The following is an 18,109-nucleotide window of genomic DNA, read 5'->3' as shown; positions in this document are numbered from 1 at the left end:
GCCCCTGCCATGGCCCTAGAAGTCCAGCAGGTTCCGGCGGAAGCCGCCGTCGCCGTAGCTCGTCCGCAGCAGCCCGCGACGGCGCAGCACCGGCGCCAGCCGGTCCAGCACGCCATGGATGGTGGCCGGGTCCACGAAGCCGGAGAAGAGGAAGCCGTCGCCGCCCACTGCGGCCCCGGTTTCCTCAAGGTAGTCGGCGATTTCCTCGGCCGTGCCGATGATGCTGTCACCGGCCCCGCCGCTTCGGGCCTGCAGGATCTCCCGCAGGGTGGAACCCGGCGGCGCGGCCTTGGTGAAGTGCTCCAGGGTGCCCTGGTTGCTGTTGGTGCTGAGCTCGGGAAGGGGCGCGTCGAGGTCGAACTTCTTGAAGTCGATGACGGACAGGTAGGAGATCGAGTTGAGCTGGCTGTCGATGTCCCGCTGCGTGAGCTCGCGGCGGGCGGTCCGCAGCTCCTCGGCCTCGGCCTCGGAGCCGGTCACGGTGGGCTTCAGGACGAACAGCACCTTGACGTCGTCGGCGTTCCGTCCGGCCGCGGCGGCCTCGGCGCGGATGGAGTCGCGGTAGGCCTTCATGCCGCCGGCACCGCGGGCCAGCGCAATCGCAACATCCGCGTTCGCCCCGGCGAAGGCCTTGCCCCGCGGGGATGCCCCGGCCTGCACCAGCACCGGTTCCTCCGGCAGCGGGGCCGTGTTCAGAGGTCCCCGGACCTTGAAGAACTCCCCGTCGTGGTGGATCGGCCGGACCTTGGTGTGGTCCGCGAAGACGCCTGCCCTGGTGTCCTCCAGGATGGCGTCCGGTTCCCAGCTGCGCCAAAGCTTCCGCACGACGCCTACGAACTCCTCGGCCTTCTCGTAGCGGAGGTCGTGCTCGATCTGCTGGTCCAGCCCGTAGTTCTGCGCGGCAAGGTCGCTGCCGGAGGTCACCACGTTCCAGCCCAGCTGTCCGTTGGAGAAGTGCTGCAGCGTGGCAAGCAGCCGGGCTGCGGTGAACGGCGGATAGAACGAGGCGCTGATGGTGGGCACAATGCCGAGGTGCTCCGTGGCGGACAGCAGGTACGGCACCAGGGCCAGCGGATCGTGCTTCGGGGCAAAGGATGCCTGCGCCAGCGAAACCTCCGCGCTGCCGCCGTAGGTGTCGGGGACGGTGAGCGAGTCCTCGATGATGAACAGGTCCAGCCCCGCCCGTTCAAACTCCCGGACCGCGTGCTGGTAAGGGGCGGGTTTCTTCCAGTCATAGCCGATTCCGTACCCGGGCGTCCCCCAGCCCTGGACCCCGAAGCCGTGGCCCACAAACCATCCAAAGTGCAGCATGGGAGTCACTGTATTCGCGGTCGAATCATTCACTGCGGCCTGGTTTCATCCGGCGTTACGGCGGTTCATCTCCCGTCATTATCCTCCCGGCCAACGGCTTTGTGACCGCAACGCGGGGTCACTTACGGCCGCTTCCGCACCCGGATTGGGCCGTAAGTGACCCCGCGTTGCCGTTTGGTGCGTTACGGAAGATGACGGCGGCGGCGGTGCGCGCCGCCGCCGTCAGTGCTACGTTTTCGGGGAGTAATGAGTACCGGCATTAAGCCCTGACTGGCCGGTCGGCAACCCTCCTTCCACGGCGGGGTGCCTCAGGTGAATACTCGGCATATCGACCACTTCGAGCTGCAAGCGTGAGAAAAGGAGATCCGTCGTGTCAGACGCCCCCGGCGTTGCAACGCTGCCGTCCCAGCAGGATAAACCTGAGGAAAAGCTGTCCTACCGCCTGATCACGGGGCCGGACGACCGCTCGTTCTGTGAGCGCATCTCCGCGGCCCTGGCCGAGGGGTACGTGCTGCACGGCAGCCCGGCCGCCACGTTCAACGGCACCAGCGTCATCGTGGCCCAGGCCGTCATCCTGCCGGACGCCGTCGCCAGCGCGGATGCCGCCGTCGCCACCGCCGTGGACCGGCTGGACTCCGACGAGGACCTCAGCGCAGAAGCCTACGAGGGCCACGCATGAGCTACGCCGGAGACCTCACCCCGCAGGACGCGTGGGCCAAGCTCGAAGAAGGCGCCGTCCTGGTTGATGTGCGCACCGAAGGCGAATGGGCGCACATCGGCATCCCGGACACTAAGGCAACCGACAACGACCCCCTGTTCATCCAGTGGACCTTTCCCGGCGGCATCCCCAACCCCGACTTCGTCGAGCAGCTGAAGCAGCAGGCTCCCGAGGACACCAAGGCGGAGCTGCTTTTCCTCTGCCGCTCCGGCCAGCGCTCCATCGCCGCCGCCATCGCCGCCACGCAGGCCGGTTTCACCGCCTACAACGTGCTCGAAGGCTTCGAGGGCGAACCCGACCGCTACGGCGAGCGCACCGTGAACGGCTGGAAGAACCGCGGACTGCCGACGAACCTGGGAAAGAACTAAGTTGACTTTTAATCACGACGCCGCCGGCTGGAGCCCCGATACCCAGGCCGTCCGCGGCGGACTTGACCGCACCAATTTCCAAGAGACCACCGAGCCGGTCTTCCTGAACTCCGGATTCGTCTACGAATCCGCCGCGGCCGCCGAGCGCGCCTTCACCGGCGAGGACGAACGCTTCGTTTACTCGCGCTACGGCAACCCCTCCGTGGCCACCTTCCAGGAACGGCTCCGCCTGCTCGAAGGCACCGAGGCATGTTTTGCGACGGCGTCCGGCATGTCCGCCGTGTTCACCGCCCTTGGCGCCCTGCTCGCGGCCGGGGACCGCGTGGTGGCCAGCCGTTCCCTGTTCGGCTCCTGTTTCGTGATCCTCAACGAAATCCTGCCCCGCTGGGGCGTGGAGACGGTGTTCGTGGACGGCCCGGACCTCGAGCAGTGGCGCGCGGCCCTCTCGGTCCCCACCGCCGCCGTGTTCTTCGAATCCCCGTCCAATCCCATGCAGGAAATCGTGGACATCGCGGCGGTCAGCGAACTCGCCCACGCCGCCGGCGCCAAGGTTGTGGCGGACAACGTCTTCGCCACACCGCTGCTGCAGCGCTGCGGAGACCTGGGCGCGGACGTGATCGTCTACTCCGGCACCAAGCACATCGACGGCCAGGGCCGGGTGATGGGCGGCGCCATCCTGGGCACCAAGGAATTCATCGACGGGCCGGTCAAGCAGCTCATGCGCCACACCGGCCCGGCGCTGTCCTCGTTCAATGCCTGGGTCCTCACGAAGGGCCTCGAGACCATGGCGCTGCGCGTGAACCACTCCTCCGCCACGGCACTGCGCCTGGCCGAATGGCTGGAAGCCCAGCCCGCCGTCAACTGGGTCAAGTACCCGCTGCTCAAGTCGCACCCGCAGTTCGAGCTTGCGGCCAAGCAGATGAAGGCCGGCGGCACCGTCCTCACGCTGGAGCTTGCGACGACGGCCGGCCAGTCGGGCAAAGAAGCCGCCTTTGCGCTTTTGGACGCCCTGAGGATCATCGACATCTCCAACAACCTTGGCGACGCCAAGTCGCTGATCACCCATCCCGCCACCACGACGCACCGGGCCATGGGTCCGGAAGGACGCGCCGCGATCGGGCTCAGCGACGGAGTGGTGCGGCTGTCCGTCGGGCTGGAGGATGCGGATGACCTCATCGGTGACCTGGAGCAGGCACTCAAGCAGATCTGATCCGTTGGGGCAGGATGTGGGTATGCCCATTGATGTTGAAGCGGTGCGCAGGCAGACCCGCGGCGTCCTGAACGTAGCCCATTTCAATAACGCGGGAAGTTCCCTCATGCCCGGTCCTGTGGCGGACACCGTGATGCGCCATTTACGCCGTGAAGAGGAAATCGGCGGCTATGAGGCGGCCGAGGAGGCTGCTGATCGGCTGGAAAACGTCTACTCCTCGGTGGCCCGGCTGATCGGAGCACAGCCGAATGAGATAGCCCTGGCCGAAAACGGCAGCCGGGCGTGGGCAGCGGCGGTGTACAGCTTTCCCTTTGTTCCGCGGATGCGGCTGCTGATCGGCCGCACCGAGTATGCCGGCAACGTCATTGCGCTGCGCCAGCTGGCGCGGCGCCACGACCTTCGGATTGTGGTTCTCGACGACGACCCATACGGCCAGGTCGACGTGCAGCACCTGCAGAGGGAGCTTGAGCGTGGAAGCGTCGCCATGGTCGCCCTGACTCATGTGCCCATGGCCAACGGCCTGGTCAATCCGGCGGCCGAGGTCGGCAGGCGCTGCCGTGCCGCCGGGGTGCCGTTTGTGCTTGACGCATGCCAGTCGGTGGGCCAGATGGCGCTGGATGTGCAAACACTGGGTTGCGACGTGCTGGCGGGCACTGGCCGAAAATTTCTCCGCGGGCCGCGTGGCACCGCGTTCCTCTACGTGCGGGCGTCAGTCCTGGAACGGCTTGAACCCGCCATGCTGGACGGGCATTCCGCCGTTCCGGCCGGCAAGGAAGGCCTTGAAGTCCGCCGCGATGCCCGGCGCTTCGAAAGCTGGGAGAGCAGTGCCGCGGGAAGGCTGGGGCTGGGACGCGCCGTCGATTATGCCCTGGCCCTTGGCCTGGACGCTGTGCAGGAGCGGGTGGCTGGCCTTGCAGAACAGCTGCGGAACGAACTGGCGGCGGTTCCGGCGGTCACTGTCCATGACCGCGGGATCATCCGCTGCGGCATCGTCACGTTTTCGGTTGCTGGCAGCGAGGCGGGCAGCATAAGGTCCCGGCTGGCGAACCACCGGATCAACGTCTCTGTGGCACCCCTCACGGAGGCCCATTCCGTCCTCACGCAGACAGCACAAGGGCCGGAGACCGTGGTGCGCGCTTCCGTTCACTACTACAACACGGAGGCAGAGATCCAGCGGCTGGTCTGCCTCCTTCGGTGAACGTCCTTCGATATGGCTGGTGTTCGCCTGGCAGTCAGCCCATCCCGGCAGTCAAGCTAATTGGCTTCCGCGAGGGTCATCGCGAAGCGCTTCTGCCCGTCGGTCCACTGCCCTGCCACGGAGAACCCGGCCGATTCCAGCTCGCTGGCCACGCCGTCAAGGCGGAACTTGGCGGAAATCTCGGTGCGCAGTTCCTCCCCTTCGTGGAACCGCACATCCATGCCCACGCCCGGCAGCCGCACCAGCATCGGTCTGGTGGCGCGTAGCCGCATTTCGATCCACTCTTCCTGAGGCATCCACACCGCCACGTGTTCGAAGGCCATCACGTCAAAGTCGGCGCCCAGCTGGGTATTGAGAACCCGGAGCACGTTCCGGTTAAAGTCGGCGGTGACCCCCTCGGCGTCGTCGTAGGCGGGAACAAGGACGTCGGGTGATTTCACCAGATCCGTGCCAAGAAGCAGCGAGCCACCGTCGCTGCCGAGCAACTCGCGGACGGCGGAGAGGAAACGGGCCCTGGCCGCCGGCTCGAAATTGCCGATGGTGCCGCCCAAAAACGCCACCATCCTGCGTCCCGTCCGCGGGAGCACGTGCAGCTGGGTTTCGAAGTCGGCAGCCACAGCCTCCAGCTCAACGCCGGGAAAGTCCGGCGCCAGTTCGTTGCGTGCGTCCAGCAGTGCGCTGTCGCTGACGTCCACGGCAACGTAACGCCGAAGGCATCCCGCCTCGCCCAAGGCATTCAGCAGCAGCGGGGTCTTCCTCGAGGATCCGGACCCAAGCTCAATAAGCGTCTCTGCCGGGCAGGCGGCAGCCATCTCGCCGGCAAAGAGTTCAAGCACCTCACGTTCCGCCCGTGTCGGGTAGTACTCCGGCAGGCATGTAATGCGCTCAAACAGTTCGCTGCCCAACTTGTCGTAGAACCACTTGGGCGGCAGTGTTTTGGGGGACCCACCGAGCCCTGCGAGCACGTCGCTGTGCAGGCTTCGCTCCAAGTGGTCCGGGGGCAGATGATGAATGATGTCGGAGCGATCGGCAGAGAAGCTCAAGGGGCTACCTGTTCCTTCGTGAGGTTGGAGATCGGACGTACGTCGACGTGGCTGGCCGTCGCGGTGAGGAGGCAGTTGTCCGGTACTTCCTGCCAGCCTGGACCGTCATCGATTGGTTCACTTGCCACCACCACACTTCCGGGGCCGGACCGCCAGAAGAGGGTGTCCCCGGCGGCCGTGGCCGCTATGGCTGTCCCGTCGGTGAGCAGAAAGTTCAACCGGCCAGGGGTCACCTCGGAGACATCATGGACCACCCGCGCCAGAGCGTCCCCGGCAGATTCCCCGGCCGCGAGCCGTTCCAGGACAAGGGCCCAGAGCAGCGCAGAGTCGGCCTGGGCTTCCAGCGCCAGCAGACGTGACGCCGGAAGTGAGGCAGCCAGCGCCTCCACTGCTTCCGGCCAGCCCTCCACACGGCCGTTGTGGCTAAAGAGCCATGGCCCGTGCGCGTAGGGCGCGGCAGCTGATTCCTCCGGCGACATCCCCGGGGTCGCTGACCGGACGGCCGCCAGCACGGCACCGCTGGAAGTAACCCGGGCGACGTCGGCGAAGGTCCTGTCAGCCCAGATGGGCATGGAACGGCGGTAGCGTGCAGGCACGGGATCCCCAGGCGCGTACCACCCAACGCCGAAACCATCGGCATTGACCGTTCCGTACCGCTGGCGCCGCGGCGCCCAGGACTGTGTCAAAAGTCCATTGCGCGGGGTGAGCAGCAGCTCCGCCAGCGGCATCGCCAGTCCGACGTACGCGAGATGACGGCACATGGGCTAGCTCTCCTCCGCCCGGGTTGCGTCGCGCGCCGTACGGAAACCGGCAAAGATCTGGCGCCGGATCGGGTAGTCCCAATTGCGGAACGTTCCCCGGCACGCGGCAGGATCCACCGCCCAGGAGCCGCCCCGGAGAACCTTGTAGTCGGAGCCGAAAAACACTTCGCTGTATTCCGGATAGGGGAACGCACTGAAGCCCGGATGCGGACCGAAGTCGCTGGCGACCCACTCCCAGACATCGCCGATGAGCTGGCGCACCCCCAGCGGCGAGGCACCTGCCGGAAAGGAGCCGGCGGGAGCCGGGCGGAGGGCCGCTCCGCCAAGGTTTGCGTGATGCGGTGCGGGGTCTTCGTCGCCCCACGGGTAACGCCGTGAACGGCCGGACGCGGGATCATGGCGCGCCGCCTTTTCCCATTCCGCTTCGGTTGGCAGCCGGCGCCCGGCCCAACGGGCATAGGCGTCCGCTTCGAACCAGCACACGTGCTGCACTGGCTCATCATCGGGCACGGATTCAACGACGCCAAACCGGGTCCTGGCCCATCCGCCACCATCGCGTTCCCAGTACTTGGGAGCCACCAGCCCGGCTTCCCTGCAATGATCCCAGCCCTTCCCGGTCCACCAACGGGGGTCCTGGTAACCGCCGTCGTCGATGAAACACCGGTAGGCGCCGTTGGTCACCGGAACCACGTCAATCCAGAAGCCAGGAACGTCCACCGTATGGGCCGGGCGTTCGTTGTCCAGCGCCCACGGCTCCACCGAGGTTCCCATGGTGAACGGGCCGGCGGGAACCAGCACCTCCTTCGGCAGCGCATCCAGGTCCCGGGGCAGGACGCTGGCCGCCAACGGTTTTCCGTGCAGGACGGGCGTTCCGATCCTCAGCTGGTGCGTGGCCAGCATCGTTTCGTCGTGCTGCTGCTCGTGCTGGATGATCATTCCGAAGGCGAAGCCATGCTCCACCAGCGGTGATCCTTCCAAAGGGATCCGTGCCAGGATATCGAGCGCCTTGTCGCGGACCTGGGCGATGTACTTTCGGGACTCCTCCGGCGAGAGCAGGGGCAGCGAAGTCCGGCGGCTGCGGGGATGCTGGAAGGCGTCGTACATCTGGTCAATATCGCAGCGCAGGGGCTCCATTTTGCCCACATCGCGCACGAGCCAGAGTTCCTCCTGGCTGCCCACGTGCGCCAGGTCCCAGACCAGTGGTGACATCAGCGGTGAGTGCTGCTTCAGCAGATCCTCCTCGTCGCACTCGGTCAGCGCATGCGTGCGGTGCCTGGCCCTTTCCAGACCATCGGCGATGAAGGTCCTGAGTGCTTCGGAGCCGGCGGGGGTTCCGGGAAGGTCAGTACGCATGATCGGCATCCTCTTCGTGCTCAGGCCGGGCAAACCAATTGCCGGTTCTCTGCCACAGGTCCAGCCGTTCGTCCGCCGGGCACCTGCCCCGCGCCGTGTAGGACTCCACAAAGTCTTCGGTCCGGGCCCGCGTGGCTGCGTCCGCCCCCAACCGGGGCAAAGCCATCAGCGCCGCCTCAGCGCAGCCCAGGGCAGCCGAGGCGAGCACGGGGTTAGTCAGCCCGTCACGGGCTGCGGTCCTGATCGGATCAGGCATGGAGGCGGCCGGGGCGCAGGCGTCTTCGGCCAGGTCGGCGGCTTGTTCATCATCCATGAGCGCTGTGACCATGGCCGTGACCGGCTCCCAGTCATGCCCTGCCTGCGCATCAATCACCCTGATTTCCATGAATCCGCGTGGCCTGACAGGCGGGAAAAGGGTGGTCAGGTGGTAATTCAGGTCGCTCAGGGTTGCCGGCCGGGGTCCCATCCCGCGCAGCCAGTCGCGCATTGTCAGCCCCCGCGGCGAGTCCCAGCAGGATCCCGGCGAAGGGATGCACAGCACCAGCGCGTCGAGCGCGTACCGCGCCCAGGCCAGGCGTGGATCCTCAGTGCGAGGATCCTTCGAACGGGGGACCGCGGCGGTCCGGGTGGGGTCAATGGCCAGCCAAGTGCGCTGTCGGCTGCTGAGCCATCCGCTGGGCAGGCCGTGAACGAAAGGCGAATTAGCGAACATGGCGACGAGGACCGGCAGAAGGTTGTGCAACCGCGCCCAGCGCTGCACGGCGCCGGTGGAAGCAGGGCCGTCGAATCCGGCTTCCAGGGAGATTTGGAGTGATGCCGTAGAACACATCATCGTTCGTCCAGCGGGGCCGGAGCCGGCGAAGTGTCGCTCCATGGCCGCGTACCGCGGATGTTCCAGGGACCGTACGGCCGGCCGGTCCGGGTCCAAAGCCACCTGACCGAAGCAGAGTCCGGCATCCTCAAGCCGGGTCTCAACAGCTGCAAGGTCTGCCCTGGTTGCCTCCACGAGGGCGGGAAGACCGGGCGCGCAAGCGGAGCTCACCTCCAGTTGGCCGCCCGGCTCGAAGGTGATCACGCCGTCGCCGGGCAACTGTCCCTCGGATGCCGCCATCGCCCCCTTGACCCGTGCAACCGTCACCGGGATCCGTGGATTCAGGACGTCGTGTACCAGTCGCTCGACTTCCACCCCGGCAGCGCCCGGCGGACCCGTCTTAAAGCACACAGAGGCCACGTACATTTCGGCCTCGGACTCGGAAAGCGGGCGTAAGTCACGCCCGGCCTGCAATGAGGAGTTCACGCGACACTCCTTCCGACGTCGGTTGTCTTCAGGCGGCAAGCTAAACAGCCTCCTTTCGGCCTTGTCAACGGGCCGGCCCGTAGCAATCAGTTCTATGACGTCGGAACGCGCCGCGTCCCCGCCGGCGGGCCGCGCCGTTCAAACCGGTGTAGGAATCGGCCGGCAATGTCCTGCGCTGCACCAGGCCACACGGCTATCCGGACATGTCAGGCACCTGGTGGCACGCCGAGGGGGCTTAAGTGTCTGTGAGGGCCTGGAGCGCGGAGGTCAGTGCTGGCGGACGCGCAATAGCTCCGGGGCGGGCTGGGCGTCGGGGCCGAAATATCCCTCAGCTCCCCTGTGGGTGGCCCGCACTGCGTGCGCGACGACGGCACCCAGCCCGCCGTCGTCGGGGTCTGTTCTGTCCAGGACCACCTCCCGGACGTTGCGCTGCTCTGCAGCGCCGGTGCCCCGGGCGAACATCTCCTCGATGCCTTGCCGGGCCAGTTCCAGCTCATTGTTCTCGGCCAGCACCGGCTCCAGGTAGTCCACCAGCGAGCGCACCACGTCCTCGGCGGGGGCGGGCCGGAAGCTGCCGAAGTCGAGCAGTTCACCACGCAGGCCGAAGTTGCTGGCCTGCCATGCGGCCATGCGCAGCAGCACGGTGGGCACAGGCGCCGGCTCCACACCCTCGCGCCATTCCCGGCACGCGGATTCCACCAGCGCACGGACCAGGACGGCGATCAGCGCAGCGTCCTCGGCGCGGAGGCAGACGTCCGCCACCCGCACCTCCACGGTGGGGTGGTTGCGGGAGAGTCGCGCATCGAAGTAGATCATGCCCTCGTCCAGCACGACGCCGCTGTCCAGCAGCCGGGTCACCACGCGGCGGTAGGAGGACAGGCTGCCGTAGATGGCGGACGGCCCCGACGACGGCCAGCGGTTCCAGGCCTGCGTCCGGTAGCTCTCGAATCCGGTTACCAGGCCGTTCCAGAACGGCGAGTTGGCACTGAGCGCGATCAGGACGGCCAGCTTGTCCCGGATCCTGTCCAGCACGGCCACGCCTTCGTCCGGGGATTCGATGTAGGTGTGGACGTGGAAGCCACAGGTGAGTTGCTCCTGGGCGGTCAGACCGAACCGTTCGAGCATCCTGGCGTAGCGCGGATCCGGCGTCGTGTGGCTGGACAGGGCCAGCGGCGAGGTGGCCAGGGCGGCAATCCGCGCATCGTGGTTCTGCGCGGCTTCGTCGGCCAGGGCACGGCCGGCGCGGATCTGGCGCAGCAGTTCAGCATGGTCCAGGCACGGGCGTGTCTGCGTCTCGATCTGCTCAAGCTTGAGTTCGGCGCTCAGGCCCATTTGGTCGTCGTCGCACTTGGTCTCGACCTTTTTCTTCAGCAGCCGGGGCCGGCCCGGAGCGTCGTCGGCGGCGAGTTTTCGGCCAGCCAACAGCGCATCGGCGAGCGCCAGCGGCTCCCCGCTGTCCGGATCAACGATCAGGAGCTCTTCCTCCACGCCAAAAGTCCGCATGCCTTCATTGTGCGCCAGGCCAGCGGAAACGTCCCCGACATGACGAAGCGCGAACGGACACCTCGGGGCCCATAACCTGCCGGTCAAAGGAGGCTGAAGTGTCCGTTCGCGCTCGGAGCAGGGTCAGTCCTGGAAGTACTCGATCTTGGCGCCGATGGTGTTGAGCCGCTCGGCGAGGTCCTCGTAACCGCGCTCGATGACGTAGATGTTGCGTAGTTCGGACACGCCGCGGGCAGCAAGCATCGCCAGCAGCAGGCAGGCCGCCGGACGTAGCGCGGGCGGGCAGCCTACCTCCGCGGCACGCCAGCGGGTGGGGCCGTTGACGTAGATCCGGTGCGGGTCCAGCAGCTGCACCCGGGCACCCAGCTTGTTCAGCTCGGTCAGGTAGATCGCGCGGTTCTCGTAGACCCAGTCGTGGATCATGGTCTGGCCCTCGGCGTTGCCCGCGATCACAGCGAAGAACGGCAGGTTGTCGATGTTCAGCCCCGGGAACGGCATCGGGTGGATCTTGTCCTCCGGCGCACGCAGCTCGGAGGGTTTGGTGGTCACGTCCACCAGCCGGGTGCGTCCGTTGCGGGCCATGTACTCGCCGGAGACCTCCAGCTGCTGGCCCATCTGCCCCAGGGTGGCCAGTTCGATCTCCATGAATTCGATCGGCACCCGTCGGATGGTCACCTCCGAGTTGGTGACGATGCCGGCGGTGATCAGGCTCATCGCCTCGATGGGGTCTTCCGAGGGGAAGTATTCGATGTCGACGTCGATGGTCGGCCTGCCGGTGATCTTCAGTGTGGTGGTCCCGACGCCGTCGATCTCCACTCCCAGCCGCTGCAGGTAGAAGCAGAGGTCCTGGACCATGTAGTTGGGGCTGGCGTTGCGGATGACCGTGGTGCCGCAGCGGTGGGCGGCGGCCATGATGGCGTTCTCGGTAACGGTGTCGCCGCGCTCGGTCAGCACGAAGGACCGGTCGAGCCCGTCCGTCGGCGGCGCCTGCACGGCGTAGAAGCCCGACGTGGCCTCCACGGACAGCCCGAACTGCCGCAGGGCCTGCATGTGCGGCTCCACCGTGCGGATGCCCAGGTCGCAGCCGCCGGCGTAGGGCAGCCGGTATTCATCCGTCTCGTCCAGCAGCGGGCCGAGCAGCATGATGACGCTGCGGGTGCGGCGTGCGGCCTCGACGTCCATGGACTCCAGGTCCAGGTCCGCGGGACGGCGGAGGCGGAGGTCGTTATCGTTGAGCCAGGTGCATTCGACGCCGATGCTGCTCAGAACCTCGACGATGCGGTTGACTTCCTCGATCCTGGCCAGCCGGCGCAGCGTGGTGGTGCCGCGGTTGATCAGGCTGGCGCAGAGCAGGGCAACTCCGGCGTTCTTGCTGGTGTTGACGTCAACGGAGCCGGAGAGCGTCCGGCCGCCCTCAACCCGCAGGTGGGTCATCTGGGGTTTGCCGAGCTGGACGATGCTGCGGCCGAAGATTGCCTCCAGCCGCTGGATCATTTTCAGGCTCAGGTTCTGTTTACCCTGTTCCATGCGGGCCACGGCACTCTGGCTGGTACCGAGTTCCGCGGCCAGCTGGCCCTGGGTCCACCCCTTCTGGCCGCGGGCATCGCGGAGCAGAAGGCCGACGTGTTCAGCGGTCTGTTGAGTCATGCGAGAAATATATCAGATATGAGTTATTTCGTCTCCTGCCAGCCTCCGTAGTGCGGTTGCGCCCTTGATATACCCGTTACACGCATATACATTCAGTAACGGACCATACGAGCGTGACAGGATCCGTGTAGCGGCGGGCTGTCCGAGTCAAGGCCGGCGGCCGGCCTTGACCGGCTGCGCATCCGGGAGCAAGCTAGCGGTACCTGTTGCGGCCATAAGGAAATGGGAGGCCGCCGTGTCCATTTTCAGCTCCGCCGTGCTAAGCACGAGGCGCCCCGTCGGGCGCCGGGCTTCAGCGCTGCTGTCCTTCATTGTCGCAACCGCTGTGGGCTTTATCCCCGGTCCTAGGCTCGACGACGGCGCGCCGCCGGCGCCCGAATCCAGCGTCACCAAGGCGTCACCCGAAGCTTCCGCCACTCCCAGCCGCGCCGCCCTGCCTGCTCACGACGTCCCGCCGGGCAACGACGCCGTGCCCGGCAACGATGTCTCCTGGCCGCAGTGCAGCGGCGACATGCCGGATGGTCCCGCGTTCGTGATTGTCGGCGTCACCAACGGGCTCGCCAACACCACCAATCCATGCCTTCACCAGCAACTTGACTGGGCGGAGGACTCGGGCGGCAGGACCGGACACCCACACCTGGCGCTCTACGTGAACACCGCCAATCCCGGTTTGCGTGCATCCTGGTGGCCGACGAACAACGAATACGGCGGCCGCGTGGTGCCCAACCCGTACGGCGACTGCCAGGGGCAGGAGGACGCGGCGTGCGCCTACATGTACGGGTACGCGAAGGCGTTCGACGACGCCTACCTCCGCACGGTCTCCGAGCCTGGGGCGTACCTCTGGTGGCTCGACGTCGAGACGGGCAACAGCTGGTCAGGCGACAAGAACGCCAACCGGGCGGACCTCGAAGGCATGGCCGACTTTTTCCTCAGCATCGGAGCCAGGGTGGGCGTTTACTCCTTGCCGCGGCAGTGGGCACAGATCATCGGCGACGTGGGTTCGGCCAGCAGCCTCTACTCGCTGCCGGCCTGGCTGGCCGGTGGGCACACGGCTGACGAGGCCAGGAGCATGTGTTCCGCGGCGCCGCTCACCGCGGGCGGCAAAGTAGTCCTCACCCAGTTCGTGGCCGGCGGCTTCGACTACGACCGGTCCTGTACCTGACGTCCACGGCTGGCTCCGCCGGCGCTACGAGGACGCGGACGGGCTGCCCGAGGTCCGGATGGCGCAAACCGCCCGGCCCTCCGCCCCCTAGGAGCCCTCCAGCCACACCATGTTCCACGTTCCGGCCCACAGCGCCGCGGCCACGGCGCCGGTAGCGATGAGCACTCCGCCCAACACCACCCAGACGTCCAGCACGCTGTAAGTGGACACGCGCGCCCAGGTCCGGCTGGCCCCGCCGAACCCCCGGGCCTCCATGGTCACGGCAAGCCGGGTGGCCCGGCGGATGGCCTGGACCATGAGGCCGAAGCTCTGCCCCAGGGTGGCCCGCATCCGCTGCCACGGGTTCCCGCGCGATCCGACGCCGCGGGCACGCCGGGCCATGCCAATGGTCTGCCATTCCTCCGCCATCAGCCCGACCAGCCGCATCGCGGCCAGGGTGCCCAGCACGAAACGGTGCGGCAGCCGGGCCTTCTGCGCCAGGGCGTCCGCCAGGTCGGTGGGATCGGTGCAGCTCATGAGCAGCACCGCTGGCAGGGCGATAGCCAGGCCCCGCAGCAGGAATCCCAGCCCCAGGTGGAGGGAACCTTCGCTCATGGACCAGAGGCCGACGTCGAGCAGAATCCTGCCGCTGTCCGGCGCCAGGATGGAGGTGCTCCAGCCGCCGGCGGCGGCCGCCAGAATCAGCGGCCAGCCGCGCTGCCACAGCAGTGAGAACGTCAGCCCGGCCAGCGGAAAGACCAGCAGCTCGCACGCGAGCGCCACCGAGGCTGACATCCAGTCGATGGACAGCGCCAGGACCAGGGTGATCAGGAAGACCGCGGCGAATTTGGCCAGCGGGTTGGCGCGGGTCAGCACCGCCCGGTTTCCGGCCAGTGTCAGTGCGTCCCTCATGTCGCCGCCTGTTCTGAAGTGGGCTCGGCGGGGCGGGGCGCGGCGGATCTGGTCGCAGCGGGGCGTGGCGCAGCCGGTCTCGGCTCGGGCCGTCCGCCGGAGCCCAGCCGCAGCTGGGTGCCGCCGAGCACCTGGGTGAACTCCTCGTCGTGCGTCACGGACACCACGGCGGTGCCGGCGTCGAGCAGTTCGGACAGGAACGAGGCCAGCTCGGCCCAGGTATTGGCGTCCTGGCCGAAGGTGGGCTCGTCCAGGACCAGCACCTGCGGGTGTGCGGCCAGGACCGTGGCCACGGAGAGCCGGCGCTTCTCCCCGCCGGACAGTGTGTACGGGTTGGCGTCCACCAGATGCGTGAGCCGCAGGCGCTCCAGCAGCTCGTCCACGCGCTCTTCGCCGTGGCCCAGATGGCGCGGGCCGAACTGCAGCTCGTCCAAAACGCGGCCGGTGACGAACTGGTGCTCGGGCTCCTGGAAGACCGTGCCGATCCGGGCGATCAGCTGCTCGGCCCTCCACTTGTACGGGTCGTTTCCGGCACCGCCACTCAGCTCAACGGTCGCGGAGACCTTCCCGTCCACCGGCGGAAGCAGCCCGGCGAGAGTCAGCGCGAACGTGGACTTTCCCGCGCCGTTGGGACCCGTAACGGTCAGCGCCTCGCCCGCCCGGACCTGTGCCGTGACGTCGCGCAGAACGGGTTCTGGAGGTATGGAGCGGAAGCCGCGGCGCCGGGGCCGTTCCCGGGACACTGCGAGCTCCTCGGCGGCGAGCAGCAGCTGGCCCGCGTTCGTGGTTGAAGAATATCCGGCAGAGCGGCGCCGGGTTTCGGGAACGTAGCCCGGAACCCAGACGCCGGCGGCGGTGAGCATCCCGCGGGCCTGGTCGAGGACCTCGTCCGGGGTCCCGTCGATCAGCACGGCACCGTTCGCGGCGGAGCCGGGCTGCAGCACCACGATGCGGTCCACCAGGTCTTTCCACGCGGCCACCCGGTGCTCCACCACCACCAGGGTGGCACCGGTCTTGTCGAGGCAGCGGCCCACGGCATCCCGGACCTCCAGGACACCGGCCGGGTCGAGGTTGGCGGTGGGCTCGTCCAGCAGGATGAGTCCTGGCCGCATCGCCAGGATGCCGGCGAGCGCCAGCCGCTGCTTCTGCCCGCCGGACAGGGCCGACGTCGGGTGGTTCAGCGGAAGGTGGGACAGGCCGACGTCGTCCAGCGCCTCGTGCACCCGGCGCCAGATCTCATCCCGGGGCACCGAGAGGTTCTCGGCGCCGAAGGCGACGTCGTCGCCCAGGCGGGAGAGCACCACCTGGGTTTCCGGGTCCTGCTGCATGAGCCCCGCGCGGCCCCGCCGGGCACGCGGGGACGCACCGTCGATGAGCAGCTCGCCGGCCTCGTCCGCGTCGTCAGGATCCGGCGTCGCGGTGTTAAGGGTCCCGGCGTCGAGGGTCCGGGCGCCGTCAGCGGAACTGCCGGCCGCGTCACTGTCCCCCAGCACCCCGGCCAGGGCGTGCAGCAGCGTGGACTTGCCGGCCCCGGACGGGCCCAGCAGCAGGACCCGTTCGCCGGGACGGATGTCCAGGTCCAGGGCGTGGACCGCAGGCTTGGTGCGGCCGGCGTGCCGCCAGCCCCATCCGCGGGCGTGTACAGCGGCGGGGCGGACGACGCCGTCGTGGTGTTCGGGCATTAGGAGAAGACGGGCTCCGTGGCTGCCTTGCGGGAGGCGAGGGAGCTCAGCACGCCCGTCTTGGCCAGGCCGCGGGTGGCGAGCCATGACAGGCCACCTGCGATGACCGCGCCGGAGATGGCGCAGAACACGATGTACGCCAGCTTGTCACCGGCGGTGTAGGCAATGTTCCAGCCCCACGGCGCGAAGGAGTCGTTGAGGCCGCAGAAAAGGCCGGCACCGGCACCCGCCAGCAGCGAGGCAGGGAAGTTGAACTTCCGGTACACCAGGGCGGCGAACACGAGCTCAGCGCCCAGGCCCTGGAGGATGCCGGAGATGAGCACCGTGGTGCCGTACTGCGAGCCCATGATGAGCTCGCCCGTGGCCGCCACCGCTTCGCAGAACAGGGCCGCGCCGGGCTTGCGGACGATGAGCATGCCGAGGACGGCCGGAATCATCCAGCCGCCGGCGTACAGGCCGGACAGCGGCGGATAGGCCGCGGACAGGGGTGTGGAGATGAGGTTGGCCCCCTGGTCCCAGGCCCAGAAGATCACGCCGCCGGCGACGGCAATGAGTGCCGCCACCACGATGTCCGCCACGCGCCAGTTGTAGCCGGTCTTCTTGATTGCTGCAGTTGTCATGATGATCCTCCTGAGGAACAGGAGGGGAAAGCGTTCCCCCGGCTGCCGGTGGCTGGGCCACCCGCTGCCGGGCACTCTGAGAACTCGACTCCCTTGCGCCGGTACTAGCCGGATCAGGTTCGAGGGTCTGCGGCGGTCCGCACTCTCAGCGCCCATCCGCGGTTGCGCTGGCAGTTGCCTTTGCATCCCGACGGCGGCGCTCCCCTGTCGTGGTAAATCTGCCCTTGTGGGCTGGTCCAGTTTACACCTCGGCGGGTCCGGAATCCCGGGCCCATTGTCATATTGCGGGAGTTTTCGCGCGCCGCCGGCACAGCGCTCCGGAGTACATTGGGGCCATGACGCAACAGGACTCCGGCAGCGCTGCCCTGCCCGCCTTTGACCCCGATTCGTCCGAGGAACAGCCAGCTGGAGCCCTGGAGGCCCTGATCGGCCAGATCGAGGGTGAAATTGCCGAGCTGCAGTTCCCGAAGTTCAGCAAGGACGATGCCCTCGCCCTGGGCCTCGAACTGGTGGAACGGGGCAAGGAAGAAAACCTGCCCATCGCCATCGACATCACCAAGGGTGACCAGGTCCTCTTCCACGTGGCGCTCGAGGGTGCCACGCCTGACAACGAAGGGTGGGTGCGGGCCAAGCAGCGGACTGCCGTGCGCTACGAGGAACCGTCGCTGCTGGTGGGCCTGCGGGGCAGGGCCGGCGGCGGACGGATCGAGGACAACGCCTGGTTCGACCAGTCCACCTTCGCTGCCCACGGCGGAGCCTTTCCGGTCTACGTGCGGGATGTGGGTGCAGTGGCCGTGGTCACGGTGTCCGGGCTGCCGCAGAAGGCGGACCACGACCTCGTCGTGCAGGCATTGCGGGAAATCCACCGTTCCATGCGGCTAGGCTAAGGAAAGACCAGTGTTCACCACGCGAGGAGTTCTGCAATGAGTTTCGTCATCAAGCTGCTTGGCACCGGCATCAGCCTGCTGGCAGGGTTTGCCGGCACCAAGGCCGTGGATACGGTCTGGGAAAAGGTCACCGGCCGGAAGCCGCCGAAGGGCGACAAGGACGACGTCCCCACCACGCTGCGCTCGGCCCTGACGTTCGCCCTCATCTCCGCGTCCGTAAGCGCGGTCATCCAGGTGCTGGCCAACCGCGGCACCCAGCGGGCCATAACCCGCTTCGCCAAGACCCAGGACGTCGTCTAGGCTCCCCCGCGGGCGGGCTCCCGGGACCACCCGGGCTCTGGAGTCCCCCACAAAGGGGTGGGCCGGCCGCAGCTCGCTGAGGGCTCTGACCGGGTTTCCCCAAGGACGGCAGGCCATGCTGTATCTGTTCTGAACTTGGCAGTGCTGATGACCTCGGC

17 protein-coding genes and 2 riboswitches are annotated in these 18,109 nt (G+C 67.5%); of the genes, 7 read left to right on the top strand and 10 right to left on the bottom strand.

Annotated features, from left to right (window positions below):
- Positions 1-15: 15 nt before the first annotated feature.
- A complete protein-coding gene (locus tag AC1DFE_RS15525; protein WP_476906788.1) occupies positions 16-1,311 on the bottom strand; it encodes an NtaA/DmoA family FMN-dependent monooxygenase in 1,296 nt (431 codons plus the stop codon).
- A gap of 242 nt (positions 1,312-1,553) precedes the next feature.
- Positions 1,554-1,668, top strand: a riboswitch (SAM riboswitch).
- A gap of 13 nt (positions 1,669-1,681) precedes the next feature.
- Between AC1DFE_RS15525 and AC1DFE_RS15520 the strand changes: the two genes are divergently transcribed.
- The 4 genes from AC1DFE_RS15520 to AC1DFE_RS15505 are packed head-to-tail and all read left to right on the top strand — an operon-like array spanning position 1,682 to position 4,805.
- Positions 1,682-1,990 (top strand): DUF1737 domain-containing protein, encoded by a 309-nt coding sequence (locus AC1DFE_RS15520; RefSeq protein WP_476906771.1) that lies wholly within the window; start codon positions 1,682-1,684, stop codon positions 1,988-1,990.
- Positions 1,987-2,397 carry a rhodanese-like domain-containing protein gene (locus AC1DFE_RS15515; protein WP_476906770.1) on the top strand — a complete coding sequence of 137 codons (411 nt, stop codon included), beginning with the start codon at positions 1,987-1,989 and terminating at the stop codon, positions 2,395-2,397. Before AC1DFE_RS15520 ends, AC1DFE_RS15515 begins: the two co-directional genes overlap by 4 nt.
- A 1-nt stretch (position 2,398) precedes the next feature.
- On the top strand, positions 2,399-3,607 hold the full coding sequence (locus tag AC1DFE_RS15510) for an O-succinylhomoserine sulfhydrylase (protein WP_476906769.1): 1,209 nt from the start codon (positions 2,399-2,401) through the stop codon (positions 3,605-3,607).
- A 22-nt stretch (positions 3,608-3,629) separates the two neighbouring features.
- Complete coding sequence (locus AC1DFE_RS15505) at positions 3,630-4,805, top strand: aminotransferase class V-fold PLP-dependent enzyme (protein WP_476906768.1); 1,176 nt, start codon at positions 3,630-3,632, stop codon at positions 4,803-4,805.
- Positions 4,806-4,861: 56 nt separating this feature from the next.
- Here AC1DFE_RS15505 and egtD read toward each other — a convergent pair whose 3' ends face one another.
- From egtD to AC1DFE_RS15475, 6 genes are all read right to left on the bottom strand, one after another.
- Entirely contained in the window at positions 4,862-5,848 is a 987-nt protein-coding gene (egtD, locus tag AC1DFE_RS15500; RefSeq protein ID WP_476906767.1) for an L-histidine N(alpha)-methyltransferase, read from the bottom strand.
- Positions 5,845-6,609, bottom strand: a complete 765-nt coding sequence (gene egtC, locus AC1DFE_RS15495; protein WP_476906766.1) for an ergothioneine biosynthesis protein EgtC — start codon at positions 6,607-6,609, stop codon at positions 5,845-5,847. Before egtC ends, egtD begins: the two co-directional genes overlap by 4 nt.
- Before the next feature lie 3 nt (positions 6,610-6,612).
- Entirely contained in the window at positions 6,613-7,962 is a 1,350-nt protein-coding gene (egtB, locus tag AC1DFE_RS15490; RefSeq protein ID WP_476906765.1) for an ergothioneine biosynthesis protein EgtB, read from the bottom strand.
- Positions 7,952-9,259 (bottom strand): ergothioneine biosynthesis glutamate--cysteine ligase EgtA, encoded by a 1,308-nt coding sequence (gene egtA, locus AC1DFE_RS15485; protein ID WP_476906764.1) that lies wholly within the window; start codon positions 9,257-9,259, stop codon positions 7,952-7,954. The genes egtB and egtA overlap by 11 nt, the downstream gene beginning before the upstream one ends.
- Before the next feature lie 267 nt (positions 9,260-9,526).
- Positions 9,527-10,762, bottom strand: a complete 1,236-nt coding sequence (locus tag AC1DFE_RS15480; protein WP_476906763.1) for a glutamate--cysteine ligase 2 — start codon at positions 10,760-10,762, stop codon at positions 9,527-9,529.
- Positions 10,763-10,885: 123 nt separating this feature from the next.
- On the bottom strand, positions 10,886-12,409 hold the full coding sequence (locus tag AC1DFE_RS15475) for a UDP-N-acetylglucosamine 1-carboxyvinyltransferase (RefSeq protein WP_476906762.1): 1,524 nt from the start codon (positions 12,407-12,409) through the stop codon (positions 10,886-10,888).
- A 235-nt stretch (positions 12,410-12,644) separates the two neighbouring features.
- Between AC1DFE_RS15475 and AC1DFE_RS15470 the strand changes: the two genes are divergently transcribed.
- Positions 12,645-13,571, top strand: coding sequence for a glycoside hydrolase family 25 domain-containing protein (locus AC1DFE_RS15470; protein ID WP_476906761.1), 927 nt, complete (start codon positions 12,645-12,647; stop codon positions 13,569-13,571).
- An 87-nt stretch (positions 13,572-13,658) separates the two neighbouring features.
- Here AC1DFE_RS15470 and AC1DFE_RS15465 read toward each other — a convergent pair whose 3' ends face one another.
- The 3 genes from AC1DFE_RS15465 to AC1DFE_RS15455 are packed head-to-tail and all read right to left on the bottom strand — an operon-like array spanning position 13,659 to position 16,764.
- A complete protein-coding gene (locus AC1DFE_RS15465; protein ID WP_476906760.1) occupies positions 13,659-14,462 on the bottom strand; it encodes an energy-coupling factor transporter transmembrane component T family protein in 804 nt (267 codons plus the stop codon).
- A complete protein-coding gene (locus AC1DFE_RS15460) occupies positions 14,459-16,144 on the bottom strand; it encodes an ABC transporter ATP-binding protein (RefSeq protein WP_476906759.1) in 1,686 nt (561 codons plus the stop codon). Before AC1DFE_RS15460 ends, AC1DFE_RS15465 begins: the two co-directional genes overlap by 4 nt.
- Positions 16,144-16,764, bottom strand: coding sequence for an ECF transporter S component (locus tag AC1DFE_RS15455; RefSeq protein ID WP_476906758.1), 621 nt, complete (start codon positions 16,762-16,764; stop codon positions 16,144-16,146). Before AC1DFE_RS15455 ends, AC1DFE_RS15460 begins: the two co-directional genes overlap by 1 nt.
- Positions 16,765-16,836: 72 nt before the next feature.
- A riboswitch (TPP riboswitch) is annotated at positions 16,837-16,980 on the bottom strand.
- A gap of 119 nt (positions 16,981-17,099) precedes the next feature.
- Here AC1DFE_RS15455 and AC1DFE_RS15450 point away from each other — a divergent pair.
- Both AC1DFE_RS15450 and AC1DFE_RS15445 read left to right on the top strand, forming a co-directional pair.
- Positions 17,100-17,651, top strand: a complete 552-nt coding sequence (locus AC1DFE_RS15450; protein ID WP_476906757.1) for a heme-degrading domain-containing protein — start codon at positions 17,100-17,102, stop codon at positions 17,649-17,651.
- Positions 17,652-17,687: 36 nt separating this feature from the next.
- Positions 17,688-17,951, top strand: coding sequence for a DUF4235 domain-containing protein (locus AC1DFE_RS15445; protein ID WP_476906756.1), 264 nt, complete (start codon positions 17,688-17,690; stop codon positions 17,949-17,951).
- Positions 17,952-18,109: the final 158 nt, after the last annotated feature.

Source organism: Arthrobacter sp. 05T423, from assembly GCF_056396245.1.
The sequence above is the reverse complement of the archived record's forward strand: the minus strand, read 5'-3'. Positions and strand labels throughout refer to the sequence as shown.